Below are 26,386 nucleotides of genomic sequence, written 5' to 3' on the forward strand. Positions count from 1 at the left end.
GTCGTCGCCGCCGATCACGGATTGCGCCACCCTGACCTGTATGAACGCAGACCCTGCCGGTCGCACCGCCGCTGCGGGGGGCGCCGACCCCGAAGGCGCCGACCCCGCCGGCGTCGACCAGGCGCGACGCCTCGCCCGCGCGCTCTTCCCCGATGCCCTCGCCGTGGTCCTCGCCGGATCGACGGCGGCCGGTCGGGCGGGCGCCACCAGCGACCTGGACGTCGCGGTGCTCGTCAAGGACGGCGGCGAGACCTACCGGGAGACGATCCGCTTCGAGGGGCGGGTGGTGGAGCTCTTCGTCCACACCCGTGCCGGACTCGAGGAACTCTTTGCCGCGGACGTCGCCGCGCGACGCGGGACCCTGCAGAGCATGTACGCCACCGGGCTCGTCCTCCTCGACGTGGACGGTGCGGCCGGACGGGCCCGTGCGCGGGCTGAGACCGACCTGCGGAAGGGGCCGCCGGCGTGGGATCCGCAGACGGTCGAAACGAAGCGGTACGTGCTGACGGACGCGCTGGACGACCTCTCCGACGCGGGCGACCGCATCGAGCGGCTCGCGGTGGCCGGAGTCGTACTCGGCGCCGCCGCCGAGCTGCTCCTCGAGCACCACCAGGCGTGGTCGGGCGGCGGGAAATGGCTCCCGCGGCGCCTGCGGGAAGCGGACGCGCGGCGCGGAGGCGCGCTGCTGGAGGGGCACCTGCACCTGTGCGAGTCCGGAGACCCGGGCCCGATGCTGGACGCGGTGTCGGAGATCCTCGATCTCGTGGGCGGCCCCCTGCGCGAGGGATACCGGCGCACCTGGCACGGCGTCATCGAATCGCTCGCGCTTCCCGGCACCGCTTCGGGCGCCCCGGCTTCGGCTGCGGCCGGGCGGGGCTGAGGGCGCAGCCCGAACCGGGGGCGTGCGGGCGGGGCGGTGCCCCGCCGGGGTGTCTCCTCGGCTCGCGCACTCGGGTACGGCTTCGACCGGTGAGCGGTCGCCCATGCGCTCGGCCTGTGGGGACACCCCGCCGTGTCCCCACCCCGGCGGCGGTGCGACGGTGCCGACGGCGGAGGGGAGTGGGGACGTGCCGGGATGTCCCCGCAGGCCGAGCGCGCAACCACGCTTGGCGGCCGACAGCTGCCTCAGTGCGCGAGGGCGAGGAGACGCCCCGGCACGGCACCACGGACCGACCCACTCGACTCGGCCCCGCCGAAGTGAGCCGCACATCGCCGAGCCCCGCAGGGTGCGGCGGCGCGTCGACTAAGGTGGCCGCGTGAAGATCGCCCTCATGGACTCCGGAATCGGCCTCCTCGCGGCCGCCGCGGCAGTGCGGCGGATGCGGCCGGACGCGGACCTGATCCTGTCCAACGACCCCGACGGGATGCCCTGGGGGCCGCGCACCCCCGCCGACCTCGCCCAGCGGGCGCTCGCCGTGGCCAAGGCCGCTGCCGCGCACCGCCCGGACGCGCTCATCGTGGCCTGCAACACCGCCACCGTGCACGCTCTGGACACCCTGAGGGCGGAGCTGGAGCCGGGCATCCCGGTCATCGGAACCGTGCCGGCGATCAAGCCGGCCGCAGCCGACGGCGGCCGTGTGGCGATCTGGGCCACCCCCGCCACCACCGGCAGCCCTTACCAGCGCGGGCTGATCCGCGACTTCGCTACCGGGGCCCGGGTCACCGAAGTGCCCTGTCCCGGGCTCGCCGACGCCGTGGAGGCGGCCGACGATGCCGCCGTGACGGCAGCCGTCGCCGCGGCGGCCGCGCTGACTCCCGCCGACGTCACCGACGTGGTGCTCGGCTGCACGCACTACGAGCTGGTCGAGACCCCGATCCGGGCCGCCCTGGCCGCGCGGACCGGCGGAGCCGACCTGGTCTTCCACGGTTCCGCGGAGCCCGTGGCCGTGCAGGCGCTGCGCCGAATCGGCGCCCGGCCCGAGCCGGACCTGCCCCGCACGGGCGGACTGACCGTCCTGTGCAGCGGGCGCGAGGGGAACCTTCCCGCCGCCGCGCTCGGGTACGCCGAGGGACGGCTGCTCGCGGGCCACGGCGCGCCCGTCGGGTAGTCCCCGGGCGAGCTCCGTGGGGGACCCGCCCCGACTTCCCGCAGCGAGACGGAACGTCTTGCGTCACGCTCGTGCGTGGGTTACGGTTGGACGCATTACGAGACGAGACGTTTCGTCTCGAATATCGACCGAAGGAATTGCCCTTGCGCGCTCCACTCGCCTCCACCCAGATCGTCCTGTCCGAGGTCACCAAGAGCTACGACACCCACGTCGTCCTGGACCGCGTCAGTTGTACGGTCCGGCCCGGCGAGCGCGTCGGCGTCGTCGGCGACAACGGCTCCGGCAAGTCCACCCTGCTCCGGCTCCTCGCCGGCCGGGAGCGGCCCGACCACGGCGAGGTCACCGTCACCGCGCCCGGCGGCGTCGGGCACCTCGCGCAGACCCTCGACCTCCCGCCGTCCGCCCGCGTCGGCGACGCCATCGACCTCGCGCTCGCCGACCTGCGGGCCTTGGAGCGCCGGATCCGAGCCGCTGAATCCCTCCTGCACCAGGCCGGCCCCGAGGAGCTCGCCGCGTACGCGGAGCTCCTCGCCGCCCACGAGGCGCGCGGCGGCCGCGATGCCGGCCGGCGCATCGCGACCACCCTGCACCGCCTGGGCGAACGCACCGCCCTGGATCCGGACCGCCGGCTCGGCACCCTGTCCGGCGGCCGGCGCTCCCGGCTCGCGCTCGCTGCCGCCCTCGCCGCCGAGCCGGAACTCCTGCTGCTCGACGAACCGACCAACGACCTGGACGACGAGGCGGTCGGCTGGCTGGAGGAGCGCCTGCGCGGCCACCGCGGAACCGTCGTCGCCGTCACTCACGACCGGCTCTTCCTCGACCGCGTCACCACCGCCGTCCTGGAGGTGGACCAGGACACCCGGACGGTACGTCGCTACGGAGACGGCTACGCCGGGTTCCTGACCGCCCGCACCGCCGAACGGGCCCGCCGGCAGCGGGAGTACGAGGAATGGCGCGAGGAGGTCCGGAGCGCCGAGAGGCTCGCCGACACCAACATCGGGCGATTCGCGGCGATCCCGCGCAAGCTGCCCCGCGGCTTCAGCGGAGCCGGCGCCTTCCGGGCCCGCTCGCGGACCCACGGCGCCGCGAGCCGCATCCGCGCCGCCCGCGAGCGGCTGTACAGGCTGACCGAGAACCCGGTTGCGCCGCCCCCGAAGCCGCTCTGCTTCACCGGGCGGTTCGCGGTGGGCTCGGCCGGGGTCGTCGAGCTGGCCGACGCGGCCGTGCCCGGACGGCTCGGACCGCTCTCGCTGACACTCGCGCCGGGGGAGCGGCTGCTGGTGACCGGGCCCAACGGGGCGGGGAAGTCGACACTGTTGCACCTGCTCGCCGGTGAACTCCAGCCCGAGCAAGGCCTCGTACGCACACCGCCGCGGGTGGGGCTGCTCCGGCAGGACGACCCGTGGGCACGGGAACTCCGCTCGGTCGTCGAGGCGTTCGGCGAGGAACACGCCGACCGGGTCGCCGCGCACGGACTGCTCGCCCCGCGCGACCTCACCCGGCCGGTGTGCGCCCTTTCGGCGGGCCGGCGCCGCAAGCTGGAACTGGCCCGGCTGGTGGAGCGGCCCCTCGACCTGCTGCTCCTGGACGAGCCGACGAACCACCTGGCCCCTGCGGTGGTGGAGGAACTGGAGGCGGCCCTGGCCCACTTCGCGGGGACCCTGGTCCTGGTCACGCACGACCGGCGGCTGCGCGCGGCCTTCCGCGGACGCCGCCTGGAGCTTCAGCGCGAGCCGGTCGCGGCGAGCCGCTGAGCCAGTGCGCGGAGGCCGTCGGCGTCCAGGACGCGGTCCCCGAATCCGGGCAGCGGCACGTGGAGTGCGGCCGTCCAGCGGCCGGGGATCGCCCGCTGCCCGTACACCGCCCCGGCCAGGGCCCCCGTCACCGCCGCCACGGTGTCGGTGTCCCCGCCCAGGTCCACGGCGGCCCGCACGGCCTGGGCGAACCCCGTGGTGGTCCGCACTGCCCACACCGCCGAGCCCAGGCAGGGCCACACCGCCCCGTTGAACTCGGTGGCCAGGCCGGGGTGCCAGTCGGGGGCGAGCACGCGCCCGTACCGCTCGCGGTGGGCCGGGTGGACCGCGGCGAGCGTCGCCGGGAGCGCGGCCAGCGGGTCGGTTCCGTCCATGGCCACCCGTACGAGCTCGTGCAGCACGGCCGTGCCCTCCCAGGCCGCCCGGTCGCCGTGCGTCAGCGCCGCGATGCGCCGGGCGGCGGCCATGGTCTCGTCGCGCCCGGCGGCCGCGAAGTACACCGCCGAGGTGGCCGCCCGCATCAGGGAACCGTTGCCCGCCGCGCGGGCGTTGATCTGGAAGTGCAGGGCGGCCGCGAGGTCCCAGGGTTCGCCGTTCGTCAGCACGTCCTCGGTCTGGAGCCCGATGTCCTTCGGCTCGCCCGCCGCCCAGCGCTGGAAGCGGGCGAAGACGTCCGGGAGGTCCAGGCCGCCCCGCTCCAGCAGGGACTCGCCGACCAGGACCGCCATCTGGGTGTCGTCCGTGGCCTCGCCGGGATCCCAGCCGCCGCCCCCGGACATCTCCTCGCCGCGCGCGGTCAGAGCGCCCGCCGGGCCGAACTCGTACGGTGCGCCGAGCGCGTCGCCCGCCGCCGAGCCCAGGACGGCGCCCACGGCCCGGTCGAGCCGGGTGGTCACGGTGCCTCCGCGGGGCGTGCGGCGGCCAGCAGGTCGCGGGTGAAGCGGTCCAGGTCGTCGAGGCCGGCCGCCGCCAGGGTGCCCGGCGCACCCGCCAGCAGGTGGGGGATCGCGCCGTGCAGGGCGAGGGTCAGGGCGCGGGCCGCTTCCGGTCCGGCCGGCAGCCCGGCCGCGTGCAGCAGGTGGGCGTGTGCGGCGAAGTCCGAGGTGCCGATCGGATCCAGCAGCGCCGCGAGCCACGGCCGCCGCGCGGCCTCGGTCTGGAGCTCCAGATAGGCCAGTACGCGCGGCCGCCCGGGCCCCGCCACGTCCCGCAGCAGCCCTGCGAGCAGGGCCGCCAGCTGCTGGGGGTCGCCGGGCGGGGGCCCGGCGGTCAGCGCCAGGTACTGCTCCAGGCAGCGCTCGGCGACGGCCCGCAGGAGCGCGTCGCGGGTCGGGAAGTAGTTCTTGGCCGTGCCCGTCGGCACGTCGGCGGCCGCGTCGACCGCCCGGTGGGTGAGCCCGCGCCCACCCGCCTCCGCCAGTACGGCGACCGCCGCGTCCCGCAGCCGGTCCCTTCGGTCCTGATTCACCTTGCCAGCTTAACCACGCCCGTGGTACCACGGATGTAGTACCACGGGTGTGGTGGTCGGGTCTCCGTGTCGATGAAGGGAACGAGTCATGGGCGGCAACAGCGGTACGGCCCTCGTCGTCGGCGCCGGAGTCGGCGGACTCGCCACCGCCATCGGGCTGCGCCGGGCGGGCTGGGAGGTGACCGTCCTGGAGCGCCGGGCCGCACTCGAACGCTACGGAACCGCCTTCGGGATCCACCCCACCGCCCAATCCGCCCTCGACCGGCTCGGCCTCGGCGACGCGCTGCGGGCGCGCGCCGTCCCGTACCGCGACGGGTGGATCCGGCGGCCCGACGGCACGGTGCTCGCCGCCCTCCCGCTCGAACGGATCGAGCGCAAGGCGGGCCGGCCCGAGCTCCTCGTATCCCGCCCCTACCTGATCGACGCCCTGCTCGCCGAGCTCGACAGGCTCGGCGGCACGAAGATCGAGTACGGGCGACCCCTCGCCGGCGAGGCCGCGAGCTTGGTCGCCGACCCGGCCACCGACCAAGCCGTCGGCCGGGCCGCCGCCCCCGCCCCCCTGCCGCCCGGCGTGGACCTCCTCGTCGGCGCCGACGGCATCAACAGCGCCGTCCGCACCGCGCACTTCGGCGCCCGCAGCCGCCCGCGCCGCATCGACACGGTCGCCTGGATCGGCACCGCGGGATTCGAGACGGGCGTGTACGGCGAGACCTGGGGCGCGGGCCGCTTCTTCGGCATGACCCCGGTGGAGCCCGGCCGCACCAACTGGTACGCCACCGTTCCCGAGGCCACCACCGCCGACGAGCTGCGCGGTGCCTTCGCCGACTGGCACGACCCCATCCCGCGCGTCCTCGCCGAGACCGACCCCGCCACGTGGATCCGGTACGAGATGCGCCACCTCTACCCCGCGCTCCCCGCCTTCACCGCCGCCGGCCGGGTCGCCCTCGTCGGCGACGCCGCCCACGCCATGACGCCCAACCTCGGGCAGGGTGCCTGTACCGCCCTGCTCGACGCCGAGGCCCTGACCCGCGCGGTGGCGGAGCGCGGCCCGGCCGGGCTGCCCGCGGCGCTGCGCGCGTACGGGGCCGAGCGCCGCCGCAGCGCCCAGCGGGTGGCCTTCGCCTCGCGGAACCTGCACCGCTTCATGAGCGCCCGCCGCCCCGCCCTGCGCGACGCGCTCGTCGGGCTGCTGCCCGGCTGACCCCCGCCCGCGCCACCCGGGAGCGGAACCTCAAGTTTCATTGAGGTCAAGAGCGGGCAGACGCGCGTTGCGGCGACCGGGCGAGAGGCGGTGGCGCCGATGCGGAACGTGAGTACGCTGCACAACATGACGGTTCACCCCCCAGGTCCGCTCTGGACGGGCCGGGCCTCCAACCGCGTGCAGTGGCTGCTGGCGGCGGCCGGTGCGGCCTGTCTGGCGCTCGGCATCGAACTCGCCGTCGACAACGCCTGGACCTCCGGTTACGTGCCCCTGCTCATGTCCGTGGTCGGCTGCCTCGCCGCAGGGCTGCTGATCCTCTTCGGCACCCTCGCCTTCGTGCACGTCGCCGTCACCGTCGACGCCGAGGCCCTGGAAGTGCGCTGCGGCCACATGGGGCTGCCCCGCCGGAAGATCCGGCTCAGCGAGGTGGCCTCGGCCGAGTTCGTCCCCCGGATCACCCCGCAGCAGTGGGGCGGCTGGGGCTACCGCTGGCGCCCTGAGAAGGGCACCGCGGTCATCGTCCGGCGCGGCGAGGGCGTGGAACTGAGACTCGGCGACGGGAAGCTGTTCACGGTCACCGTCGACGACGCCGAGAACGCCGTCCGGGTCATCCGCACCCACCTCCGGGCCCTCGCCCGATAGGTCCTTACCGGCACTGTGACCGCGGGGACGTACACTCCGCCAGATGAGCAGCAGTGTCACCCGCACGGCCGGGAACGAGCCCACGAAGCCCGCCGGCCCCGCTGAAGGCGCCCCCCGGACGCAGGGCGGCGTCTTCCCCCCGATGGGGCCCCGGACGGTCCTGTGGCTGGTGCGCGTCCCGCTCGCGGCCCTCGCCGGGGTGCTGCTCTACCTCAGCTTCCCGCCCCGCCCCTTGTGGTGGCTGGCCCCCCTCGCCCTCGCCCTGCTCGCCGGCTGCCTCCACGGCCGCCGCGCCCGGGCCGGGTTCGGCCTCGGGCTCCTCGCCGGGCTCGGTTTCCTGCTGCCGCTCCTCATCTGGACCGGCGAGGAGGTCGGTCCCGTGCCGTGGCTGGCGCTCGCCGCCGTCGAGGCCCTCTTCATCGGCCTCACCGGCCTCGGCGTCGCCCTCGTCAGCCGGCTCCCCGCCTGGCCGGTCTTCGCCGCCGCCGTCTGGGTCGCCGGGGAGGCCCTGCGCGCCCGGGCCCCCTTCGGCGGCTTCCCCTGGGGCAAGCTCGCCTTCGGGCAGGCCGACGGGGTCTTCACCCCGCTCGCCGCCCTCGGCGGCACCCCGCTGCTCTCCTTCGCCGTCGCCCTCTGCGGATTCGGTCTGTACGCGGCCCTGCGCGCGGTCCGCGAGCACCCCGGCTTCTTCACGGCCGCCCTCGCCACGTTCAGCCTCCTCGCCCCCATCGGCGCCGGCCTCGCCGCCCGCCCGCTGGTCTCCGACTCCGCCGAGAACGGCACGGCCGTCGCCGCCGTCATCCAGGGCAACGTTCCGCGCCTGGGCCTCGACTTCAACTCCCAGCGCCGCCAGGTGCTGGACAACCACGTCAAGCGCACCATCGAACTCGCCGAGGACGTCAAGGCCGGCCGCGCCCCCAAGCCCGACTTCGTCGTCTGGCCGGAGAACTCCTCCGACCTCGACCCGTACTCCCAGCCGGACGCGTACGACGCCATCGAGCGCGCGGTCAGGGCCATCGGCGTGCCCGTCGCCATCGGCGCCGTCGTGTCCCCGGAGACCGGCCCGCTGCGCAACACGATGATCCTCTGGGACCCGGTCAAGGGCCCCACCGAGACCTACGACAAGCGCAAGATCCAGCCCTTCGGCGAGCGCATCCCCATGCGTTCCTTCGTCCGGCTGTTCAGCTCCGACGTGGACCGGGTGCGGCGCGACTTCGGCCCCGGCAAGGACCCCGGCGTCTTCGACATGGCGGGCACCGGCGTCGGGATGGTCACCTGCTTCGAAGCCGCCTTCGACGACGCGGTCCGCTCCACCGTCCGGGACGGCGCCCAGGTGATCGCCGTACCCAGCAACAACGCCACCTTCGGCCGGACCCAGATGACCTACCAGCAGCTCGCCATGGACCGGATCCGCGCCGTGGAGCACAGCCGCACCGTCGTGGTCCCCGTCACCAGCGGGGTCAGCGCGGTCATCCGCCCCGACGGGAAGATCGTCCAGCAGACGAAGATGTTCACCGCGGACGCACTGGTCGCCGAGATCCCGCTGCGCTCCACCGAGACCCCGGCCACCCGCCTCGGTCCGCTCCCGGAGTACGCGCTCCTGCTGCTCGCCGCGGGCGGGTTCGGCCTGGTCCTGACGCGCCGGATCCGCGCACGCCGGTCGGCCTGAAGCCGGAGCCGCGCCCGGGGCCTCGTAGGGTCGGGGGATGACCACACCCGATTTCATCCGCGAGATCCGCGCGACGGCCGGCCACCGGCTGCTCCTGCTGCCGGCCGTCACGGCCATCGTCTTCGACGACCGGGGCCGGGTGCTGCTCGGCCGGCGCTCCGACACCGGGCGCTGGTCCGTGGTCGGAGGCATCAGCGAGCCAGGCGAGCAGCCGGCCGAAACCGCCGTGCGCGAGGTCTACGAGGAGACCGCGGTGCACTGCGTCCCCGAGCGGGTGGTCCTCGTGCAGATGCTCGACCCGACCACCTATCCCAACGGCGACGTCTGCCAGTTCCAGGACATCACCTTCCGCTGCCGCGCCACCGGCGGCGAGGCCCGGGTCAACGACCACGAGTCCCTGGAAGTGGCCTGGTTCGAGCTGGACGCGCTCCCGCCCCTGGAGAAGTTCGCCCTCCTGCGCATCCACCAGGCGCTGCGCGACGAGCCCACGTGGTTCGAGATGCCCGCGGCCGAAAATGGTTCCGCCGTGCGTTAGGGGCTGCCCCGGTCGGAGTCGGCGGTGTCGGCTGCCTCGTGGTACAGCTGTGCGGCCTGGTCTTTCATCACCGCGCTGTACGAGACCTCCGGTACGGTTCCACCGCCCTCGTAGCCGCCGAGAACCCCCGCCAGCGCGCCCTCCACCAGCCAGGGGCTGCCGCTGGTGCCGCCGGTGAGGTCCGGGCAGGCGATGCGGCGCTGGGTCGGGGAGATGAGTGCGGTGGTGTTCGCGCACCGCAGCGGGGCCTCCAGAGTGCGCGGGTAGCCGATGACCGTCGCCGTGGCGTCGGCCGGCTGCGCGGGGGCGACCGGGAAGCCGCCCACCAGGTCCTCGACGTACGCGCCCTGCCCCTCGTCCACCGAGGCCACCGGGGCCACCGTCGCGAAGGCGATGTCCGCGTCCGGGTCCTCGCCGTCCGTCCAGCTCGCGGCGGCGTGGACACCGGTGAGCCGCCACAGCCCGTACGGGGCCTCGCCGTCCCGGTAACCCGGGGCGAAGACGGTGCCGTCCGGGTCCTCCAGGCAGTGCGCGGCGGTGGCGATCAGATCGCGGCCGGCGCTGCGCACCACGGCGGCGGTGCAGAAGTGCCCGCCGTCGAGTCCGCCCGCGAAGAGGGGGCCCACCCGGTCGGCCGTGGCGTCGCGCCGGGCCTGCGCCGTGACGCCGAGCGGTGCGCCAGCCAGTGCGTCGGGCACGTCCACGCTGATCAGCGCGGCCACGGCCGCCAGGGCGAGCAGGATCCGGGACGCCCGCCGCGCACGGGTGCGCCGAGCCGGTCGGTGGAGCGTGGGGTGGATCATGCCCCCACCCTGCCCAGCGAACCTGTGGCCGGAGGTTGGGATTCCGTATGGATCTGCTGTGAATCCGGAGAATCCCGTGGACCCGGTGTGAAGCTCCGGGCAGAACTACCCGCGCCGCTCGTACACCGTCACCCGGCGGCCACGGAGCTGCCGGTCCTCGACCACCGTGAAGTACTCCCGCAGGACGGCGGCCTTCGCCTTGTCCCGCTCCGCCGACGGCGTCTTCGCGACCTTCGCCGCGTCCGTCACGAGCAGCACCCGCCGCCGGTCGAGCAGCGCCGCCCGGATCCGTGCCGGGTCGGCCTCCTCGCCCTTGAGGGTGGCCGAGGCCACCGGGGTCCTGGCGAGGGCGATGTCGGCCAGGCCCGTGAAGGTGCCGGGGGAGACCAGCGCCGTGTCCCGGCGCGCGGCCGGTACGAAGAGCACCGCGTCCCCGTCCTGCTTCAGCCGGGCCACCTCACCTGCCACGGCGAGCACGTCGTCGACCCGGCTCGCCGGGGCCCGCTTGCCCAGCTCCACCGGCAGCAGCGCCAGTACCGCGATCCCGATCACCCCCGGCACGAGCAGACCCGACGCCCTCGGGAACCGGGGCGCGCAGGCCCGTACGGCCGCCCCCAGAGCGGCGCCGATCAGCAGGGCCAGGCCCACCATGCTGAACAGCACGTACCGGTCCAGGAAGAGGGGCTGGACCAGCGACAGTCCGATCAGCCCCAGCTGCGGCACCGCCAGCAGCGGCAGTCCGACCGCGGCCGCCGAGAGCCGCGACCTGCCCGGGCGGTCCGACTGGTCCGGTCTGTCCGTGCGGTCCGACCGGTCCGACCTGCCCGTGCGGTCCGCCCATGCCCCGAGTGCGCCGATGGCGAGGAGGATCCCCGGGCCGATCAGCATGTGCCAGGTCAGCGGAGGTATCCACGACACCTGATCGGACTGGCCGCGGCTGAACAGGATCAGCGGCAGCGCCCCCGCCACCGCGCCAGCGCCGTATGCCGTCCAGCGCAGCCAGACGCCCCGCCCGGCCCGTACCCACCACAGGGTCACCGCGTGTGCGGGCAGGATCAGCAGCGACAGCCAGTTCAGCAGGGCGCACACCAGCACGGTGAGCCCGTACGCGGCCCACCGCGGCCACGCCCGCCGCCGCCCGGGAGCCGCGGCGAGGACGGAGACCAGCAGCAGCGTAGACAGCGCGGCCCCCGCCGCGACCAGCGCGTAGGGCCGGCCCTCCTGCAGGTAGAACTGGACCGCCGGCAGCAGCCCGAGGGCCAGTCCGCCGCCGAGCCCGGCCCAGGGGCCCGCCAGTCGCCGCCCGATCAGCGCCACACAGCCGGCGGCGGCCGCGATCGCCAGCACCGACGGCAACCGCAGGGTGGTCGTACTCGCCCCGAACAGCTCGAAGAGGCCGTGCATCAGCAGGTAGTACAGCCCGTGCACGGCGTCGACGTTGCCGAGCATGTCCCAGATCTCGCCCGCCGAGCGCCCGGCGACCTGCCAGGTCGCCGCCTCGTCCCGCCACACGCTGTCCTGCCGGGAGATCCCCCACAGACCGAACGCCAGGGTCCACAGGAAGGGGATGGTCCATATGAGATGCCCGCGTCGGGCCGCGGGTATGTGGCAAAGCATGAAGGTGCTGGAATCCTCGGTCTGGCGTTCGGGCGGAAAGCACCAGTCTATGGACGACACGGACGGTTTCCGGACCGCCTGTTGTGCACGACGGAGCGTGATCGCCGGGCCCCGCCGCCCCTAGCCTCACCGCAAGGAGCACGAACGAGGGGCGGTACCCGGTGAACTGGCTCATCCACGACTACCGCGAGAGCGATCTCGCAGCGGTGGTCCACCTGATCGACACCACGGCCGAACTCGGCCAGGAATCCGTCTTCTCGCTCGCCGAGTGCATCAGCGCCCTCACCGACCGGCAGCCCTGCGTGGTCGCCGTCCACCAGGGCGTCCCGATCGGCGCGGCCCTCGCCTGCGTCACCGGCGAGCGGGCCTGGGTCATGCGCATCGCGATCGCCTCCGGCTGGCGCGGCCGGGGCCTCGCCAGTGCCCTGCTCGTCGAGCTGGAGCGGCGCCTCATCGCCGCCCGCGTCGGCCGCATCGCCTACGTGCTCCCGGAGGAGGACCTGCTCGGCGAGGGCCTGCTGAACGCCGGCTACACCCGGCAGCCGGCGGTCGCCTACTTCGAGAAGACCGAACCCCTCCACGGACCGGCGGCAGGGCTCCTCGCCGACCTCGGCGGGCGCTTCCTCCCCAACGACCTGTGGACCAAGGTCGCGGGCATGGAGACGGAGAAGGACCTCATCGAGCGGCGCGTGGTGCTCCCGCTCGCCGAGCCCGAGCGGGCCGCCTCCCACGGGGTCCGGCCGCCGCGCGCCATCACCCTCTTCGGCCCGCCCGGCACCGGCAAGACCACCTTCGCCCGCGCCATCGCCTCCCGGCTCGGCTGGCCGTTCGTGGAACTCCTGCCGTCCAGGCTCGCCGACGGGGGCAACCTGGCCACCGCGCTGCGCGACGCCTTCGCCCGGATCTCCGAACTGGAGCGGGTGCTCGTCTTCATCGACGAGGTCGAGGAGATCGCCCCCGTGCGCAGCGAGCCCGCCCAGCCCGGCGGCATGCACGGGGTCACGAACGAACTGCTCAAGCTGATACCCGGCTTCCGGGAGGGCGACGAGCGGCTGCTGGTGTGCGCCACCAACTCCATCCGCTCCCTCGACCCGGCCTTCCTGAGGCCCGGACGCTTCGACTACCTGATCCCGATCGGCACCCCGGACGCCGGGGCCCGCGCCGCGATCTGGGCGCGCTACACGGCGGGGCGCGCGGACGTCGACGTGGCGGCGCTGGTGACGGCGACCGAGCTGTTCACGCCGGCCGACATCGAGCACGCGGCGCGGATCGCGGCGCAGGTGTCCTTCGAGCGGGACCTGGAGGCGGTGGGCGCGCGGGGTGCGGCGGCCGCGCAGCTGGGCGCGACCACGGAGGACTACCTGGCGGCGGTGGCGCAGTGCCGGCCGACGGTGACTCCGGCCATGACGGGCGAGTTCGAGGCCGACATCACGGCCCACGCCCGCTTCTGAGCTCCGTCCCCCGGTTGCGGCGGGGGGCGGCCAAACCCGGTCAACGCGCGCGAACGGCCCGCGGCCACTCCCCAAAGCGGCCGCGGGCCTCCCGCGCGGACTTGGCATCCGTGCGGGACGGCCACGTTCCGGTTGGGGTGTATCGCCGGCTGGAACGTGACACGCATCGGTGCCGAAGGGCGTCCTGGGCGCCCTCGTCAACACGTTCGAGTCAACCAGCGGACGGGGGTTCCGGGCTTCGGCCGGACGGCCACGACCGCCTCGGCCGAAAGACCGAAGGACCGAAAGACCGGATCCGCGGATCGGCTACCGTCGGGCCATGGGCTTTGTCATCTTCATGACGCTCCCGGGGTTGGCGATACTGCTCACCGCGACGGCGTTCCTCGACCTCGCGTTCGTCCGGGCGGGCCGCGCCGGACTGCTGCCCTGGCGGGGGAGCGGCAGCCGGGGACAGATATCGAGCACCGGCTTCGAGCAGCTGCACGCCAGCTTCTCGCCGGGCAAGCAGAACGAACTCAAGGAGCGCCAGAGCGCCCTCGTCATGCGCGACGACGAGGAGGACGGCGCCCCGCCCCGCACTCGCGTCGACCTCGACGGCGGCCTCGCCGTCATCCGCCTGCCCGCCCCGGGAACCCCGGCTACGGGCGGCAGCTGTACGTGAACTCCACGGCCGCCGTGCGCCGCTCGGGCGACAGCAGCTGGAGCTCGGCCTTCGCCGGGTAGGTCCCCTGTCCCTTGAACGTCCACAGCAGGTGCAGCCGCGCCTCCCGCTGCCCGCGCGGCACCCGCTCGGTCAGTTGCTCGGAGTACGTGCCGTCGCTGCGCGCCCAGCGGTAGGTGAGCGTGCCCGGGCGCCCGTTCGTGCCCACGACGGCGACCACATCGGCGGCCGTGTCGCAGGGCGGGCCCTGGGGGTCGGTGCTCACGGCCAGGCCCCGGACCTCGATGGTGGGCCCGAACCGCTGCCACCCGAGGTACGCGATCACCGCGAGCAGCACCACCGCGGCGAGGGTGTACCGCCGCAGGCCGGCGCCCCGCCGACGGCCGGGCGCCGGCGGGGCGAAGGACACCGGGAACGGCGCGGGCATGGCCGCCGTGACGCCCGGTCCGAAACGGAGCACGGAACCCTCGACCCGGTCGGGCTCGACCGGGCCCGGCCCCTGGGGTCCGGTGAACCAGTGGCTGCCGAGGACGGTGGCGCTGTAGTCGTCGTCGCCCTGCGGGGCGCGGGGTTCGCTCATCGGGGCACGTCCTGACAGCGCAGCAGGTACTCGGAGTCGGAGGCGGAGGTGTTCCCGGCGGCGGGCTTGGTGGTGACGCGGACGCCGCCGTAGCAGCCCCGGTCCCGGCTGAAGGTGTGGTGTTTGACCACCGGGGCCAGTGAACCGGCCTGGATCACGAAGGACTCGGTGCCGTCGGCGACGGAGTAGGCGCCCCGCTGGCCGCCCAGGAACCACTCCACCACCACGGTGACCGGACCGGTGCCCGTGGCGGCGACCGTGATGGTCGCGTCGCCCTGGTACACACCGGTCTTGAGCGACACGTCGACGCTCGTCACCTTCAGCGGCGGTGTCGGCGAGGTCGTGGGCGTCGGGGTGGGCGACGGGGTGACCGTCGGCTTCGGGGTCGGCGTGGGGCTCCGCGACGCGGAGAACGACGGGGAGGGCGAGGCGGACGCCGAAGGGCTCGGCGACGCCGAGGGGCTCGGACTCGGCGATGCGGAAGGCGAGGCGGTCGCGCTCGGAGCCGGGGAGGCCGAACCGGGAGGGGCGGGGCTCGTCGTGGCGAAGGCGCTGAGCGCCGCCGACCCGCCCGGGGAAGCGCCGAGCGCTCCCGTCGTCAGCAGCAGCGCGGCCCCCAGCACCAGGGCCGCCCCCGCCGCCAGCCAGCCGCGCCGGCCCGGGGCCCAGCCCTGGCCACTGCTCAGCGTGGTCGTCGCCACCGCCGTCGTTCCCGCGGCCGCGGCGCCCGCCGAGGGGAACAGCAGCGGCAGCAGCGCGGCGAGCGCCGCCAGCTTGCGCTGCCCGCGCTCCTCCCACTCGGGTCCGTACGCGGCCAGGGCCACGCCCTCCAGCTCCGCGACGAACGCTTCGGCGTTCTCCGGGCGTTGCTCCGGCTGCTTGGCCAGACCGCGCCGGATCAGCGGCCGTACGGGCTCGGGGGCCTCGGTCTCCGGCACCGGGGCCTCGATGTGCTGGACGGCGAGCTCCGCGAAGTTCTCCCCGTCGTACGGTTTGCGGCCGGTGAGGCACTCGAAGAAGGTAGCCGTCGCCGCGTACACGTCGGCGGCGGGGGAGGCCGGCCGGCCCTGCCACTGCTCGGGCGCCATGTAGGCCGGGGTCCCGGCCACACCGGGAGTGCTCCCGCGGTTCGCGGCGATGCCGAAGTCCACCAGCTTCGAGGAGCCGTCCGCCGCGACCAGCACGTTCTCCGGCTTGTAGTCCCGGTGGACGACACCCTCCCGGTGCGCCGCGGCCAGCCCGAGCAGCGAGCCCTTCAGCACCACGAGCGCGGCCTCGGCGTCCGCCTGCCCGGACTGCTTCAGCAGTGCCCGCAGGGAGATCCCGTCCACCAGCTCCATCACGATGGCGGCGCCGCCGGGCGCCTCCACGTACTCGTACAGCCCCACCACGTACGGGGAGCGCAGACCGCCGAGCAGCCGGGCCTCGGCGCGGAACTCCCCGATGAAGGCGGGGTCCTGGCGCAGCCGGTCGCTGAGGTACTTCACCGCGACGGCCGTGCCCGTGCCGTCGTGGACGGCGAGCACCACGCGGCCGCTGCCGCCGGAGCCGAGTTCGCGGACCTCCGAGTATCCGGGGACCGTCCACGTGTTCTTCATCGTTGATGCCCCCTGCATGCGGAGATCCGTGGGTGACCGGACGCGGTCCGGCCCCCCACAGGGACTGTTCCTGATGCGGGACGTGCTTTCCGCCACGGCTGGTTCCCAACCGTGCCGGTCGTCTCAGGCCGCGGCCGAGACCGCTCCGATCATGGAGTGCAGACGGTCCGCCGCGGCCCGCCCGAAGGCAGGGTCGTTGATGTGGGTGTCGTAGTCGTGGAGCCGGGCGGCGCTGCCCCGCAAGCCGTCGCGCAGCGCCGAGAACAGGGCCCGGTCCGCGTCGGGGTCATGGTAGGGCCCACCCGGCGCACCGAGCGTGGACAGTCCGCGGAGCGGGACGCAGACGGCCGTGGGGCCGGTCGCCGCGCGGAGTTTGGCGGCTACCCGGCGGCCGAGCTCCGTGCATTCCTCCTCGGTGGTACGGATCACCGTGATGGACGGGTTGTGCACGTGGACCCGGCGGTGGCGGACCCGCTCGGGCAGGGTTTCCGGCGGCCCGAACTTGACCATGTCCAGCGCCCCCAGGCTCACCACCTGCGGGATCCCGGCCCGCCCGGCGGCGCTGAGCCGGTCGGGGCCGGCGGTGAGGATGCCCCCGCACAGGTCGTCGGCGAGCTCGCTGAGGGTCAGGTCCAGGACGCCTGCGAAGACGCCCTGGGAGGCAAGGGTCTCCAGGGTGCGGCCGCCGGTGCCGCTGACGTGGAAGACGAGCACCTCGTAGCCCAGCTCCGTCAGCCGCTCGCGCGCCGCGTCCACGCCGATCGTGGTCACGCCCGCCATGCTCGCCGCGACCAGCGGACGCGAGCCCGCTCCGAGGCGCGGCGGGCGGTGCAGGTCCAGGGCGGCGCGGGCGAAGGCCTTGGCCATGCCGGCGACGGCCTCCACGGCGTTGGCCAGGACCGGTGCCGAGATGCTGTTGATCCCCGCGATGTCCACCACGCTGTACATCATCGTGATGTCCGCGGAGCCGACGTACGGGGAGACGTCCCCCGACGCCATGGACGAGACCATCAGTTTCGGTACGCCCAGCGGCAGCGCGCGCATCGCCCGGGTCGCGATGGACGTGCCGCCGCTGCCGCCGATCGCGAGCACCGCGTGCAGCCGGCCCTCGGCGTGCAGGCGTAACAGGGTCGCTTCCGCGCCCCTGGCCATCGTGGTCACGGCCGCGCCCCGGTCGGCGGCCGTGCGCAGTTCGGACAGTTCCGCTCCCGCTGCCCGGGCCACCGCTTCTCGCGGCACGTCCGCGGGCACCCGGGGTTCGCCCATGATTCCTGTATCGACCAGTACCACTTCGACGCCGGTGCGCAGCAGCCTTTCGCGCAGCCAGCCGTACTCCACACCCTTGGTGTCCAGGGTTCCCACCAGCACGACGTTCGTCATATGTGCAATGTCCATGCAAGTGGGGTTTGTTGGCAAGTAAAGGTCGGGTCAATGTCCGATCAATCCTCCAATAGGGTCAACAGTCGCTCCAGAAACGGAATCTGAGCCGGAATCAGCTGATGTCGGGCCGCCGGGGGAGCGAACCAGGCCACCCGGTCCAGCTCGGGGAACTCCCGTACGGTCCCCGAGTGCGGCGGCCACTCCATGGAGAAGGTGCCCGGCACCATCAGCGCGGGGTCGAGGTCCGCCTCCACCGCCCAGATGGTCACCAGCTTCCCGCTGCTCAGCACCACGTCCCCCAGCGGCAGGTACTCGCCCTCCGGCGGCGGCAGCCCGAGCTCCTCGGTGAACTCCCGGCGGGCCGCGTCCCGCGGCGTCTCGTCCGGTTCGTACTCGCCCTTCGGGATGGCCCAGCCCCCGGCGTCCCGCCCGGACCACAGGGGGCCGCCCATGTGGCCGAGCAGGACCTCGATGCCGTGGTCCGCCGGGCGTCCCGCCGTCTCGCCGGTACGGCGGAAGAGGAGCAGCCCGGCACTGCGCTTCTTGTGGCTCATGAGCGGATGTATGCCCCGCCGGAAGCGAACTCAGTGGTCGTGCGGCCCCTGCCGGTGCACCGGCCCGTGCGCCTCCGCGCAGTGGGGGTCGCTCAGGTCGTCGGGGCCCTCGCCCGCGCGGCCGACCGTGAGGAGGGATTCCTGCGCGTGGTCCACCTGGAGGGTGGTGTGGGTGATCCCGTACTCCTTGGCCAGCAGCCGCTCCAGGTCCCGGCGTACGGCGTGGCAGTCGCCCGCCGGCTCCACGAGCACGTGCGCCGAGAGGGCCGCCTGGCCGGAGGTGATGGTCCAGATGTGCAGGTCGTGCACCTCGGTGACCGGCGGCTGTCCGACGAGCCGATCGCCGACCGCGTCCGGGTCCACGTGGGCCGGGGCGGCCTCCAGGAAGATCCGGCCGGACTCGCGGACCAGCCCGTAGCCCGCCTTGACCATCAGCGCCACCACCACGAGGGTGGCGATCGCGTCGGCCTGCCGGAAGCCGGTGGTCAGCACGATCAGGCCGGCGATGGCGGTCCCGATGAAGGCGAAGAGGTCGTTGAGGACGTGCTGGTAGGCGCCCTCCACGGCCAGGGAGGAACGGTTCGCCCGGGAGATGCACCAGGCCGCCGCCACATTGACGACGATGCCCGCGAGCGCCGTCACCACGACCATGCCGCCCTCGACCGGCGGCGGGTCCATCAGCCGTCGCACCGCCTCGTAGGCCAGCCAGGCCCCCAGCAGGAGCAGGGTCAGCCCGTTGGCCTGCGCGGAGAGTATCTCCGCGCGCTTGAGGCCGTACGTGAACCCGCCGCGGGCGGGCCGGGCGGCCAGCCGCATCGCGATGAGCGCGAGGGCGATCGAGACGGCGTCCGTCAGCATGTGCGCCGCGTCGGAGATCAGGGCCAGTGAGTGGGCCATGATGCCGATGACCACTTCGATGGCCATGAAGCCGGCGATCAGGCCGAGGGCGATCGCCAGCCAGCGGCGGTCGGCGTCCGCGGACACGCCGTGGCTGTGGCCTCCGGGTCCGTGGTCGTGCCCGTGGCCCCCCGGCCCGTGCCCGTGGTCACGGCCCGCGTCGTAGTGCCCGTGCGCGGCCTCTCGGCCGTGGTCGTGCTCGTGCTCTCGCTCTTGATCGTGAGCCTGGTCGAGCCCGGACATGGCGTCCCCCGTCTCCATCGCACACCCGTGTGTTTCGGGTCCGTCGCGATGAAGTGAAGCGCACCCGGACGAGATGGGCAAAGGCTGCAACGGGGACCGTTGTCATTACCCATAAGAGGCCCCTGACCTGCGGTGATGCCGCGCCGCTGCCGCGCCGGTCCGATCGTGGGAAAATTTGCTCATGGTCCAGCGCCCCGGTGTGCCGACCGCCCCCGAGCTCGTTCTGGAGACCGACCTGGGGTCCACACGGATGAGCCCCGGCCGGAGCTACCACGTCGGCAGGGACCCCCTCTGCGAGATCTGCCTCGACGACGCCCGCGTCTCCTGGCACCACGCGATCCTGCGCCCCGAGGGGGACCACTGGACGATCGAGGACGAGGGCAGCACCAACGGAACCTGGGTCGACGGCCACCGCGTTCAGGAGTGGAGCGTCGGCGTCGGCACCGAGCTCCGTTTCGGCAGCGTCGAGGACGGCCCCCGCGCCCTCGTCGTCGGCCGGACGCCCTCCGCCGCGCCCGCCGCCGCCCGGCCGTCCCGCGTCTCGAACCCCGGCATGACCGGCACCTTCCGGCAGCCGACCACGGTGCGCCCGCTGGCCCCCCGTACCGCCGTGCGCATCGGCCGCGCCCCCGACAGCGACCTCGTCATCGACGACCTCGTCGTTTCCCGGCGCCACGCCGAACTGCGCTCCCTGGCCGACGGCAGCTACGAGATCGCCGACCTCGGCAGCCACAACGGCACCTACCTCAACGGCGCCCGCATCGACGGGACCGCCCGTCTCACCGAGGGCGACATCGTCGGCATCGGCCACACCGCCTTCTGCCTCGTCGGCGACCAGCTCCAGGAGTACGTGGACACCGGTGAGGTGTCCCTCGACGTCCAGGACCTCCGGGTCACCGTCGACCAGGGCCGCAAGACCCTCATGGACGGCGTCTCCTTCCCCGTGGGCGCCAAGTGCCTGCTCGCCGTCGTCGGCCCCAGCGGCGCCGGCAAGTCCACCCTGCTCGGCGCCCTCACGGGCCTGCGCCCCGCCGACAGCGGCACCGTCCTGTACGACGGCCGCGACCTCTACCGCGACTACGCCGAACTGCGCAGCCGCATCGGCCTCGTGCCCCAGGACGACATCCTGCACGCCCAGCTCACCGTCCGCCGCGCGCTCGTCTACGCCGCCGAGCTGCGCTTCCCGCAGGACACCGCCAAGGCCGAACGCGAAGCCCGGGTCGACGAGGTGATCCGGGAACTCGGCCTCGTCCAACGGGCCGACCAGCCCATCCACAGCCTCTCCGGCGGCCAGCGCAAACGCGTCTCCGTCGCCCTGGAACTGCTGACGAAGCCCTCCCTGCTCTTCCTCGACGAACCCACCTCCGGCCTCGACCCCGGCATGGACCGCTCGGTCATGCACATGCTGCGCGGCCTCGCCGACGACGGCCGCACCGTCATCGTGGTCACCCACAGCGTGCTCAGCCTCGACGTCTGCGACCGGTTGCTGTTCCTCGCCCCCGGCGGGCGCGTCGCCTACTTCGGCCCGCCCCAGGAGGCCCTCGCCTTCTTCGGTTTCGAGGAGTGGCCGGAGGCCTTCGAGGCGTTCGAGACCCAGCAGGACCGCGACTGGGCGGGGGCCTACCGGGGCTCGCCCGCCCACCGCCGGTATGTAGACGTCACCGCCGGCCGGCCCGGGTTGGCCGAAGGCGCCGCGGGCGTCGCCCGGCCCGCGCCCCTGCCCCCGCCCAAGGCGCAGAGCTGGGGCTCCCAACTTTCCACCCTGATCCGCCGGTACGCCGCCGTACTCGGCGCCGACCGCACCTTCCTCGTCATCATGGTCGCGCTCCCGTTCATGATGGGGGCCATGGCCCGCGCCCTCGCGGGGAGCAGCCTCACCGCCGAGACGGCTCTCAACGCCCTGCTCATCCTTACCATCGGCGGAGTGCTCACCGGCGCCGCCAACGCCGTCCGCGAACTCGTCAAGGAACGGGTGATCTACCAGCGCGAACGCGCCGTCGGGCTGTCCCGGTCCGCCTACCTGATGTCCAAGGTGGTGGTGCTCGGCACCATCACCGTCGGCCAGGCCGTGGTGCTGACCCTGGTGGCTCTCGGCGGAGTGAAACTGAACGCCCCGGGAGGCAAGGGCGTGTTGATGCCGCCACTGATCGAGATCACCCTCGCCGTGGCCCTGCTGTCCTTCACCGCGATGATGCTCGGCCTGCTGATCTCAGCCCTCGTCCGCAAGGAGGAGGTCACCATGCCGCTGCTGGTCCTCCTCGCCATCGTCCAGGTCGTCTTCTGCGGCACCCTGCTGAAGCTCTACGACGTCGCCGTCCTCGAACAGGTGGCGTGGCTGGCGCCCGCCCGCTGGGCGATGGGCGCGATGGGAGGCACCATCCAGCTCAGTGCGATCGTCCCCGGCAACCTCACACAGGACCCGATCTTCGACCACGAGGCCGGCGTGTGGCTGATCAGCATGTGCATGCTGCCCGCCCTGTCCGTGGTCTTCGGCCTCATGGTGTCCCGGCTGCTGCGCCGCCACGAGCCGGCCGTCATGCGGAAGCAGCCGCGGCGATGACCTTCCCCGACGCGATCGCGGACTTCCACCCCACCCACGTCGTCCCGCAGGAGGGGCTGCCCGCCTGGGAGTCCCCCGACGCGACCCGGCCGACCGTCCCCCTGGACCCCTTCCTGCCCGTGCAGCTGCTGGCCCGCCGCGGGGACTGGGGCGAGGTCCTCTGCTCCAACGGCTGGTCCGCCTGGGTGGACGGCCGGCTGCTGATCGCCGTACCGCAACCGCCGCCCACGGCCGACGGGAAGCAGCCGGCGCGCGGCGAGGACCCCCGGCCCCTGCTCGCGCGCAGCACCCAGACCGTGGAGCGCTACCGGCGGGCCGTGGAGGAGCTCGGGTCGGGGCGCACGGACGCCGACGCCTTCCGGCGCTCCGTACGGGGCCTGCGCGCCGGGATCGTGCTCGACGGGGAGTCGGCGTGGCTCTACGACGAGACGTCCGGGCGGTGGCTGTACGGCGACGGGAGCCACCTGAGCACGTACGCCGTCGGCGCGGGGCCGGGCGCCGCGCCCGGCGCGGAGACCGACCCGGTCGGGGTCCAGCTCGACGTACTGCCCGACGGCGACGGCGACGGCGACGGCGGGGGCGGAGCGGGCGGCGCGGACGGGGCAGCTGTGCCGCCCGCAGGGCCCGTGGGGCACGCGCCTACGCAGGTCGTGGACGGGCCGGGGGCCAAGTGATGGGGGAGCCTTCCGGCCGGGAAGGGGCCTCCGGCCGCGAAGGGGGCTCCGGTCGCCCCTCGGACCTGCGGGGGAAACAGATCGCCGGGTACCTGGTGGAGAGCGAGATCGGGCGCGGCGGCATGGCGGTCGTCTACCGGGCGAAGGACCTGCGGCTCGACCGGACGGTGGCGCTCAAGCTGCTGGCGCCCCAGCTGGCGCGCAACGACACCTTCCGGCAGCGGTTCGTCCACGAGTCCAAGGTGGCCGCGGCCATCGACCACCCGCACATCGTCCCCGTGTTCGAGGCGGGGGAGACCGAAGGGCTGCTGTACATCGCCATGCGCTACGTGGCCGGGGAGGACCTGCGGGCGATGCTCGACCGGACGGGCCCGCTGTCGATGGAGACGGCCGCCCGGATCGCCGGGCAGGTGGCCTCGGCGCTGGACGCGGCGCACGACCACGGGCTGGTGCACCGCGACGTGAAGCCGGGCAACATCCTGGTCGCGCGCGGCACCGACAGCGAGCACCCGGAGCACGTGTACCTCACGGACTTCGGGCTGACCAAGAAGTCGCTGTCGCTGACCGGCTTCACGACGGCCGGGCAGTTCGTCGGGACCCTGGACTACGTGGCCCCGGAACAGATCTGGGGGAAGCCGGTGGACGGCCGGTGCGACGTCTACAGCCTGGGCTGCGTCGTCTACGAGACCCTGTCGGGCGCGCCGCCCTTCCGGCGCGACGACGACATGGCCCTGCTCTGGGCCCACCAGTACGATCCGCCGCCCCCGCTGAGCTCCCTGAGGCCGGGCCTGCCGGCGGCGGTGGACGCGGTACTGGCGAAGGCCCTGGCCAAATCGCCGGAGGACCGCTGGGACACCTGCCTGGAGTTCACCGGAGCCCTCCGCCACGCGGACACCCCGAAGCCGAAGCGAGCGGCCGCCGGACCGCCCTCCGCGCCGCCGGAGCCGCCGGGCTGGGCGCTGCCGGTGTTCCGGCGGTGAGGGGGCCGCGCCTTCCGGGGCGGGGCCGGGTGCGCGTGGGCCGGCCCGGCCGATGCGCGTGGGCCGGCCCGGCCGTGGCCGGGCGCGCGCCGGGGCGTCTCCTCGGGCGTCGAACGTGTCGGGGGGTCGGTGGGCCGAGGGTGGTTGTGTTCGACGCCCTGTGGGGACGCCCCGCCACACACCCGGCCCCGTCCGGGCCTGCGGGGACCGGACTGAGCCGGGGCAAGTCAGGGGGTCGGCTGCGTGGCCGCGGCCGGGTCGTCCACGCGGCCGCGGCGGTGCAGGGGGCGGGCCAGGAGGGCGCCGAGGAAGCCGGCCACCGCGCCCCAGAGGAGGCCGAGGCCGACCGTGCGCCACAGGACCGGGGCGAGTTCGACCGTGCCGCCCAGGCCGTCCACGTCGCCGAGGCCCAGGAGCGAGAGGCCGAACTGGGCCTGAATCCCGACGAGCAGACAGACCGTCAGGGTCGCCAGGCCCAGCGCCACGCCCAAGTGGAGCGCGTGCTGCCAGGGGCGTACGTGGGCGGGGGAGCGTACGGCCGCCAGGACGCCGGTGCCGAGCAGCAGGACGGCTGCCACCACCACCAGCCACCAGGCCCGGGCGTCCCGCTCGGCGAGCGAGGCCACGTCGATCGTGGAGAGGTCCGGGCCGCGCAGGACCTGGTCCAGGAGCTGCGGCATCGGCAGTCCGAAGGGGCCCTCGACCTTGCCCTCCCAGGCGCCGCCGAAGCCCAGGGTGAGCGCCAACCACATCAGGTTGGGCAGCCCCAGCAGGATCACGGCGAAGGTCCGCCCGGCATGGCCCTGGGTGGCCGCCACCACGATGCCGACACCGATGCCGAGCACCACGTACGCGAGGAGCAGCGCGACGGTGGCGAAGGCGGCGGGGCGCAGCGCCGTGTGGAAGCGGACCAGGCGGGCCGGGAGCGGGGCGCGGCGCGAGACCAGCAGGGCCACCAGCAACAGGCCGAGGATCCACAGGAGTCCGTACAGGAGCGTGGCGGGCAGGTCGCCCTCGAAGCCCACCGTCGGGGAGGAGTCGAGTAGTTCGCCGAGCTCGCCCAGGGGATTGTCCCCGGTGTCGATGGCGAAGGTCTGGCGGGCGAGCAGCGTCGCGCCGGTGAGTGCGAGGAGCCAGAGCACCACCAACGGGACGGCCCTGCCGAGGAGTTCGCGAGGCCGGGCCACCGCCCGGTTGTGCAGGGGGCGCAGGAAGCAGTAGCCGGCCGTGAGGGCGCCGGCCAGGCTCACCGAGAGCGGGAGCACGGACAGGCTCGCGTCCGCGTCCGCCAGGAATCCCGCGCTGCCCGTCACCTCGACGGAGCCGCCGGCCGCCATCACGACCACGGCGGCGACGACCCGGGGGAACGCGCCGCCCGGCAGGTCGCCCGCGCCGGCACAGGCCAGCCCGGCCGCGGCGACGGCGGCCATTACCGCGAAGGCGGCCAGGACCGTCAGGAAGGCGTCGCGCAGTGCCCCCGCGGAGCTCCCCGGCGATGGTGATCTCGTCGTATGGCTCACCCTGCCACCGTAGGCAGCCTCGGCTTGCGAGCACCACCTGAACGGCGCACACAATGGTCCGGCAGGGAACTCCTCCTCCTGGGAAGAAGAGCCCGTGACCACGCAACCTTCCGGCCAGCAGCCGCCGTCACCAGATCGCCCGTCGGTGCCGCCGTCCGGCCGCCCCACGGGGCCGCCGTCGGGCCCGCTCTCGGGCGGGCAGCAGGGACCCCCGCCACCTCCTCCGCCGTCCGCGCCCCCCGGTGGGCCGGGTGCACCCGGTGGCCCGGGTGGCCCCGGTGACCAGCCGAAGGGCCCGTGGTGGCGATCCGTACCCCGGCTCGCCACCGCGCTCGTCGCCGTGGCGGTCGCCGTGGCCCTGGCCGTGGTCCTGACCCGGCCCAGCGGCACCAGTAACCAGGCCGACCGCGAGGTGTTCCTCCAGCCGGTCGCCGCCTCCGGACCCGACCCGTTCACGGCGTCGACCGCCACGAAGGAGGCCACGCCGCCGCCGGAGAGCCCACCGCCCTCACCGGAGGGCACCGCCACGGGCACGCAGACGGGTACCCGGAGCGTGAACGGCGCCTCGCCGGGCGTGTACGGGGGCACCAACAACGCCGCCAGCTGTGACGTGGAGAAGCAGATCAAGCTGCTGGCGGCGGAGCCCGCCAAGAACAGCGCCTTCGCCTCGGCCCTCGGCATCCAGCCCGCGGCCGTCCCCGCGTACCTCCGCTCGCTCACCCCGGTACAGCTGCGGCTGGACACCCGGGTCACGAACCACGGCTACCAGGACGGCAAGGTCACCAGCTACCAGGCCGTGCTCCAGGCCGGGACGGCCGTGCTGGTGGACGACCGCGGGGTGCCGCGGGTGCGCTGCGCCTGCGGGAACCCGCTGGGGCCGCCGGTGGCGCTGCAGGCCAACCCGAAGCGCTACGGGCAGGTGTGGAACTCGTACCAGCCGACCCGTGTCGTGGTCATCGCGCCGTCGGTGACCATCGTGAACAAGTTCGTGATCTACGACCAGCGTGACCGGCACTGGTACGAGCGCGACCGCGGCGACCACCACGGCAAGCGCGACAGGCCGGTCCCGCCGCCGGTGATCCCGACGCCGATCTTCACGCCGACCGGGACCCCGACCCCGACCTCGACCTCGACGCTGGATCCGCGGTCTCCGACCCCGTCCGTGTCGCCGACGTCGCCGACTCCGTCGGTCTCGCCGACGGGAACCGCATCGCCCACGGAATCGCCTTCCGAGTCCCCCTCCGAGTCCCCCTCCGAGTCCCCTTCGGTATCCCCGTCGGAGTCCGGAACGGAATCGCCCTCTGAGTCCCCGTCCGAGTCCGCGTCGGTGTCTCCTTCGGTATCGCCGTCGGACACCCGAGCCCGGTCCGTCTCCCCGTCCGCGTGCCCGCCGGGCGGACCGACGACCGGACCCTGCCCGCCGGCCCCTTCCCTCTCGGTGACTCCGCAGCAGTCGGCCCAGCGGAGCCCGGCGGAACCAGCAACTCCGGCCCCGCCGACATCGGTGGCGCCGGAGCCCGAACCCCTGGTCACGGCGCGGCCTGAGCTGCC

At 74.2% G+C, this 26,386-nt stretch carries 22 protein-coding genes and 1 pseudogene; 13 read left to right on the forward strand and 10 right to left on the reverse strand.

From position 1 onward, the window contains the following. Positions 1-40 precede the first annotated feature (40 nt). From OG625_RS34135 to OG625_RS34145, 3 genes are all read left to right on the forward strand, one after another. On the forward strand, positions 41-880 hold the full coding sequence (locus OG625_RS34135) for a nucleotidyltransferase domain-containing protein (RefSeq protein ID WP_329388707.1): 840 nt from the start codon (positions 41-43) through the stop codon (positions 878-880). A 376-nt stretch (positions 881-1,256) separates the two neighbouring features. Further along, positions 1,257-2,048: a glutamate racemase gene (locus tag OG625_RS34140; RefSeq protein WP_329388709.1), complete on the forward strand. Its 792-nt coding sequence runs from the start codon at positions 1,257-1,259 to the stop codon at positions 2,046-2,048. A 143-nt stretch (positions 2,049-2,191) separates the two neighbouring features. Beyond that, a complete protein-coding gene (locus tag OG625_RS34145) occupies positions 2,192-3,802 on the forward strand; it encodes an ABC-F family ATP-binding cassette domain-containing protein (protein ID WP_329388711.1) in 1,611 nt (536 codons plus the stop codon). On the opposite strand, the gene OG625_RS34150 is transcribed toward OG625_RS34145, so the two are convergent. Beyond that, on the reverse strand, positions 3,772-4,698 hold the full coding sequence (locus OG625_RS34150) for an ADP-ribosylglycohydrolase family protein (RefSeq protein ID WP_329388713.1): 927 nt from the start codon (positions 4,696-4,698) through the stop codon (positions 3,772-3,774). The genes OG625_RS34145 and OG625_RS34150 overlap by 31 nt on opposite strands. Further along, positions 4,695-5,270 carry a TetR/AcrR family transcriptional regulator gene (locus OG625_RS34155; RefSeq protein ID WP_329388715.1) on the reverse strand — a complete coding sequence of 192 codons (576 nt, stop codon included), beginning with the start codon at positions 5,268-5,270 and terminating at the stop codon, positions 4,695-4,697. The genes OG625_RS34150 and OG625_RS34155 overlap by 4 nt, the downstream gene beginning before the upstream one ends. A gap of 88 nt (positions 5,271-5,358) precedes the next feature. On the opposite strand from OG625_RS34155, the gene OG625_RS34160 reads away from it, so the two are divergent. From OG625_RS34160 to OG625_RS34175, 4 genes are all read left to right on the forward strand, one after another. Next, positions 5,359-6,471 carry an FAD-dependent oxidoreductase gene (locus OG625_RS34160; protein ID WP_329388717.1) on the forward strand — a complete coding sequence of 371 codons (1,113 nt, stop codon included), beginning with the start codon at positions 5,359-5,361 and terminating at the stop codon, positions 6,469-6,471. A 126-nt stretch (positions 6,472-6,597) separates the two neighbouring features. Continuing rightward, complete coding sequence (locus OG625_RS34165) at positions 6,598-7,113, forward strand: hypothetical protein (protein WP_329388719.1); 516 nt, start codon at positions 6,598-6,600, stop codon at positions 7,111-7,113. A 142-nt stretch (positions 7,114-7,255) separates the two neighbouring features. Then, the gene (gene lnt, locus OG625_RS34170) at positions 7,256-8,782 is read left to right on the forward strand and encodes an apolipoprotein N-acyltransferase (protein WP_329391205.1); all 1,527 of its coding nucleotides are present in this window, start codon (positions 7,256-7,258) and stop codon (positions 8,780-8,782) included. Positions 8,783-8,819: 37 nt separating this feature from the next. Beyond that, a complete protein-coding gene (locus OG625_RS34175; RefSeq protein ID WP_329388721.1) occupies positions 8,820-9,317 on the forward strand; it encodes an NUDIX hydrolase in 498 nt (165 codons plus the stop codon). On the opposite strand, the gene OG625_RS34180 is transcribed toward OG625_RS34175, so the two are convergent. After that, entirely contained in the window at positions 9,314-10,120 is an 807-nt protein-coding gene (locus OG625_RS34180) for a trypsin-like serine peptidase (RefSeq protein WP_329388723.1), read from the reverse strand. The two genes, OG625_RS34175 and OG625_RS34180, sit on opposite strands and share 4 nt — an antisense overlap. 105 nt (positions 10,121-10,225) lie before the next feature. Further along, positions 10,226-11,737 carry a glycosyltransferase family 39 protein gene (locus tag OG625_RS34185; RefSeq protein WP_329388724.1) on the reverse strand — a complete coding sequence of 504 codons (1,512 nt, stop codon included), beginning with the start codon at positions 11,735-11,737 and terminating at the stop codon, positions 10,226-10,228. A gap of 161 nt (positions 11,738-11,898) precedes the next feature. On the opposite strand from OG625_RS34185, the gene OG625_RS34190 reads away from it, so the two are divergent. Both OG625_RS34190 and OG625_RS34195 read left to right on the forward strand, forming a co-directional pair. After that, entirely contained in the window at positions 11,899-13,188 is a 1,290-nt protein-coding gene (locus tag OG625_RS34190; RefSeq protein WP_329388726.1) for an ATP-binding protein, read from the forward strand. Between the two features lie 319 nt (positions 13,189-13,507). Continuing rightward, positions 13,508-13,849, forward strand: a complete 342-nt coding sequence (locus OG625_RS34195) for a DUF6191 domain-containing protein (RefSeq protein WP_329388728.1) — start codon at positions 13,508-13,510, stop codon at positions 13,847-13,849. Here the strand turns inward: OG625_RS34195 and OG625_RS34200 are convergent. From OG625_RS34200 to OG625_RS34220, 5 genes are all read right to left on the reverse strand, one after another. Further along, positions 13,827-14,429 carry a hypothetical protein gene (locus tag OG625_RS34200; protein WP_329388731.1) on the reverse strand — a complete coding sequence of 201 codons (603 nt, stop codon included), beginning with the start codon at positions 14,427-14,429 and terminating at the stop codon, positions 13,827-13,829. The two genes, OG625_RS34195 and OG625_RS34200, sit on opposite strands and share 23 nt — an antisense overlap. Further along, entirely contained in the window at positions 14,426-16,027 is a 1,602-nt protein-coding gene (locus tag OG625_RS34205) for a serine/threonine-protein kinase (protein WP_329388733.1), read from the reverse strand. The genes OG625_RS34200 and OG625_RS34205 overlap by 4 nt, the downstream gene beginning before the upstream one ends. Before the next feature lie 123 nt (positions 16,028-16,150). Further along, positions 16,151-17,407, reverse strand: a complete 1,257-nt coding sequence (locus OG625_RS34210) for a Tm-1-like ATP-binding domain-containing protein (RefSeq protein ID WP_329388735.1) — start codon at positions 17,405-17,407, stop codon at positions 16,151-16,153. A gap of 59 nt (positions 17,408-17,466) precedes the next feature. Next, positions 17,467-17,961: an NUDIX domain-containing protein gene (locus OG625_RS34215; RefSeq protein WP_329388737.1), complete on the reverse strand. Its 495-nt coding sequence runs from the start codon at positions 17,959-17,961 to the stop codon at positions 17,467-17,469. 30 nt (positions 17,962-17,991) lie between these two features. Continuing rightward, a complete protein-coding gene (locus tag OG625_RS34220; RefSeq protein WP_329388738.1) occupies positions 17,992-19,101 on the reverse strand; it encodes a cation diffusion facilitator family transporter in 1,110 nt (369 codons plus the stop codon). A 181-nt stretch (positions 19,102-19,282) separates the two neighbouring features. Here OG625_RS34220 and OG625_RS34225 point away from each other — a divergent pair, with 181 nt between their 5' ends. The 3 genes from OG625_RS34225 to OG625_RS34235 are packed head-to-tail and all read left to right on the forward strand — an operon-like array spanning position 19,283 to position 23,315. After that, a complete protein-coding gene (locus OG625_RS34225) occupies positions 19,283-21,661 on the forward strand; it encodes an FHA domain-containing protein (RefSeq protein ID WP_329388739.1) in 2,379 nt (792 codons plus the stop codon). Further along, a complete protein-coding gene (locus OG625_RS34230; protein ID WP_329388740.1) occupies positions 21,658-22,335 on the forward strand; it encodes a hypothetical protein in 678 nt (225 codons plus the stop codon). Before OG625_RS34225 ends, OG625_RS34230 begins: the two co-directional genes overlap by 4 nt. Further along, positions 22,335-23,315 carry a serine/threonine-protein kinase gene (locus tag OG625_RS34235; RefSeq protein ID WP_329388741.1) on the forward strand — a complete coding sequence of 327 codons (981 nt, stop codon included), beginning with the start codon at positions 22,335-22,337 and terminating at the stop codon, positions 23,313-23,315. The genes OG625_RS34230 and OG625_RS34235 overlap by 1 nt, the downstream gene beginning before the upstream one ends. A 227-nt stretch (positions 23,316-23,542) precedes the next feature. Here the strand turns inward: OG625_RS34235 and OG625_RS34240 are convergent, their stop codons facing one another. Then, positions 23,543-24,835 (reverse strand): streptophobe family protein, encoded by a 1,293-nt coding sequence (locus tag OG625_RS34240; protein ID WP_329388743.1) that lies wholly within the window; start codon positions 24,833-24,835, stop codon positions 23,543-23,545. 145 nt (positions 24,836-24,980) lie between these two features. Here OG625_RS34240 and OG625_RS34245 point away from each other — a divergent pair. Next, positions 24,981-26,198: pseudogene (locus tag OG625_RS34245) on the forward strand (DUF6777 domain-containing protein); the annotation flags it as partial. Positions 26,199-26,386: the final 188 nt, after the last annotated feature.

This window comes from Streptomyces sp. NBC_01351 (genome assembly GCF_036237315.1).
In the GTDB taxonomy this organism is placed as follows: Bacteria; Actinomycetota; Actinomycetes; order Streptomycetales; family Streptomycetaceae; genus Streptomyces.

Bases quoted from the DNA above. Each gene is read 5' to 3' on its own strand.
- lnt (WP_329391205.1), top strand. From the start codon at position 7,256: ATGGGGCCCCGGACGGTCCTGTGGCTGGTGCGCGTCCCGCTCGCGGCC.
- OG625_RS34235 (WP_329388741.1), top strand. From the start codon at position 22,335: ATGGGGGAGCCTTCCGGCCGGGAAGGGGCCTCCGGCCGCGAAGGGGGC.
- OG625_RS34215 (WP_329388737.1), bottom strand. From the start codon at position 17,961: ATGAGCCACAAGAAGCGCAGTGCCGGGCTGCTCCTCTTCCGCCGTACC.
- OG625_RS34205 (WP_329388733.1), bottom strand. From the start codon at position 16,027: ATGAAGAACACGTGGACGGTCCCCGGATACTCGGAGGTCCGCGAACTC.
- OG625_RS34210 (WP_329388735.1), bottom strand. From the start codon at position 17,407: ATGACGAACGTCGTGCTGGTGGGAACCCTGGACACCAAGGGTGTGGAG.
- OG625_RS34225 (WP_329388739.1), top strand. From the start codon at position 19,283: ATGGTCCAGCGCCCCGGTGTGCCGACCGCCCCCGAGCTCGTTCTGGAG.
- OG625_RS34165 (WP_329388719.1), top strand. From the start codon at position 6,598: ATGACGGTTCACCCCCCAGGTCCGCTCTGGACGGGCCGGGCCTCCAAC.
- OG625_RS34160 (WP_329388717.1), top strand. From the start codon at position 5,359: ATGGGCGGCAACAGCGGTACGGCCCTCGTCGTCGGCGCCGGAGTCGGC.
- OG625_RS34185 (WP_329388724.1), bottom strand. From the start codon at position 11,737: ATGCTTTGCCACATACCCGCGGCCCGACGCGGGCATCTCATATGGACC.
- OG625_RS34230 (WP_329388740.1), top strand. From the start codon at position 21,658: ATGACCTTCCCCGACGCGATCGCGGACTTCCACCCCACCCACGTCGTC.
- OG625_RS34175 (WP_329388721.1), top strand. From the start codon at position 8,820: ATGACCACACCCGATTTCATCCGCGAGATCCGCGCGACGGCCGGCCAC.
- OG625_RS34135 (WP_329388707.1), top strand. From the start codon at position 41: ATGAACGCAGACCCTGCCGGTCGCACCGCCGCTGCGGGGGGCGCCGAC.
- OG625_RS34195 (WP_329388728.1), top strand. From the start codon at position 13,508: ATGGGCTTTGTCATCTTCATGACGCTCCCGGGGTTGGCGATACTGCTC.
- OG625_RS34220 (WP_329388738.1), bottom strand. From the start codon at position 19,101: ATGTCCGGGCTCGACCAGGCTCACGATCAAGAGCGAGAGCACGAGCAC.
- OG625_RS34180 (WP_329388723.1), bottom strand. From the start codon at position 10,120: ATGATCCACCCCACGCTCCACCGACCGGCTCGGCGCACCCGTGCGCGG.
- OG625_RS34200 (WP_329388731.1), bottom strand. From the start codon at position 14,429: ATGAGCGAACCCCGCGCCCCGCAGGGCGACGACGACTACAGCGCCACC.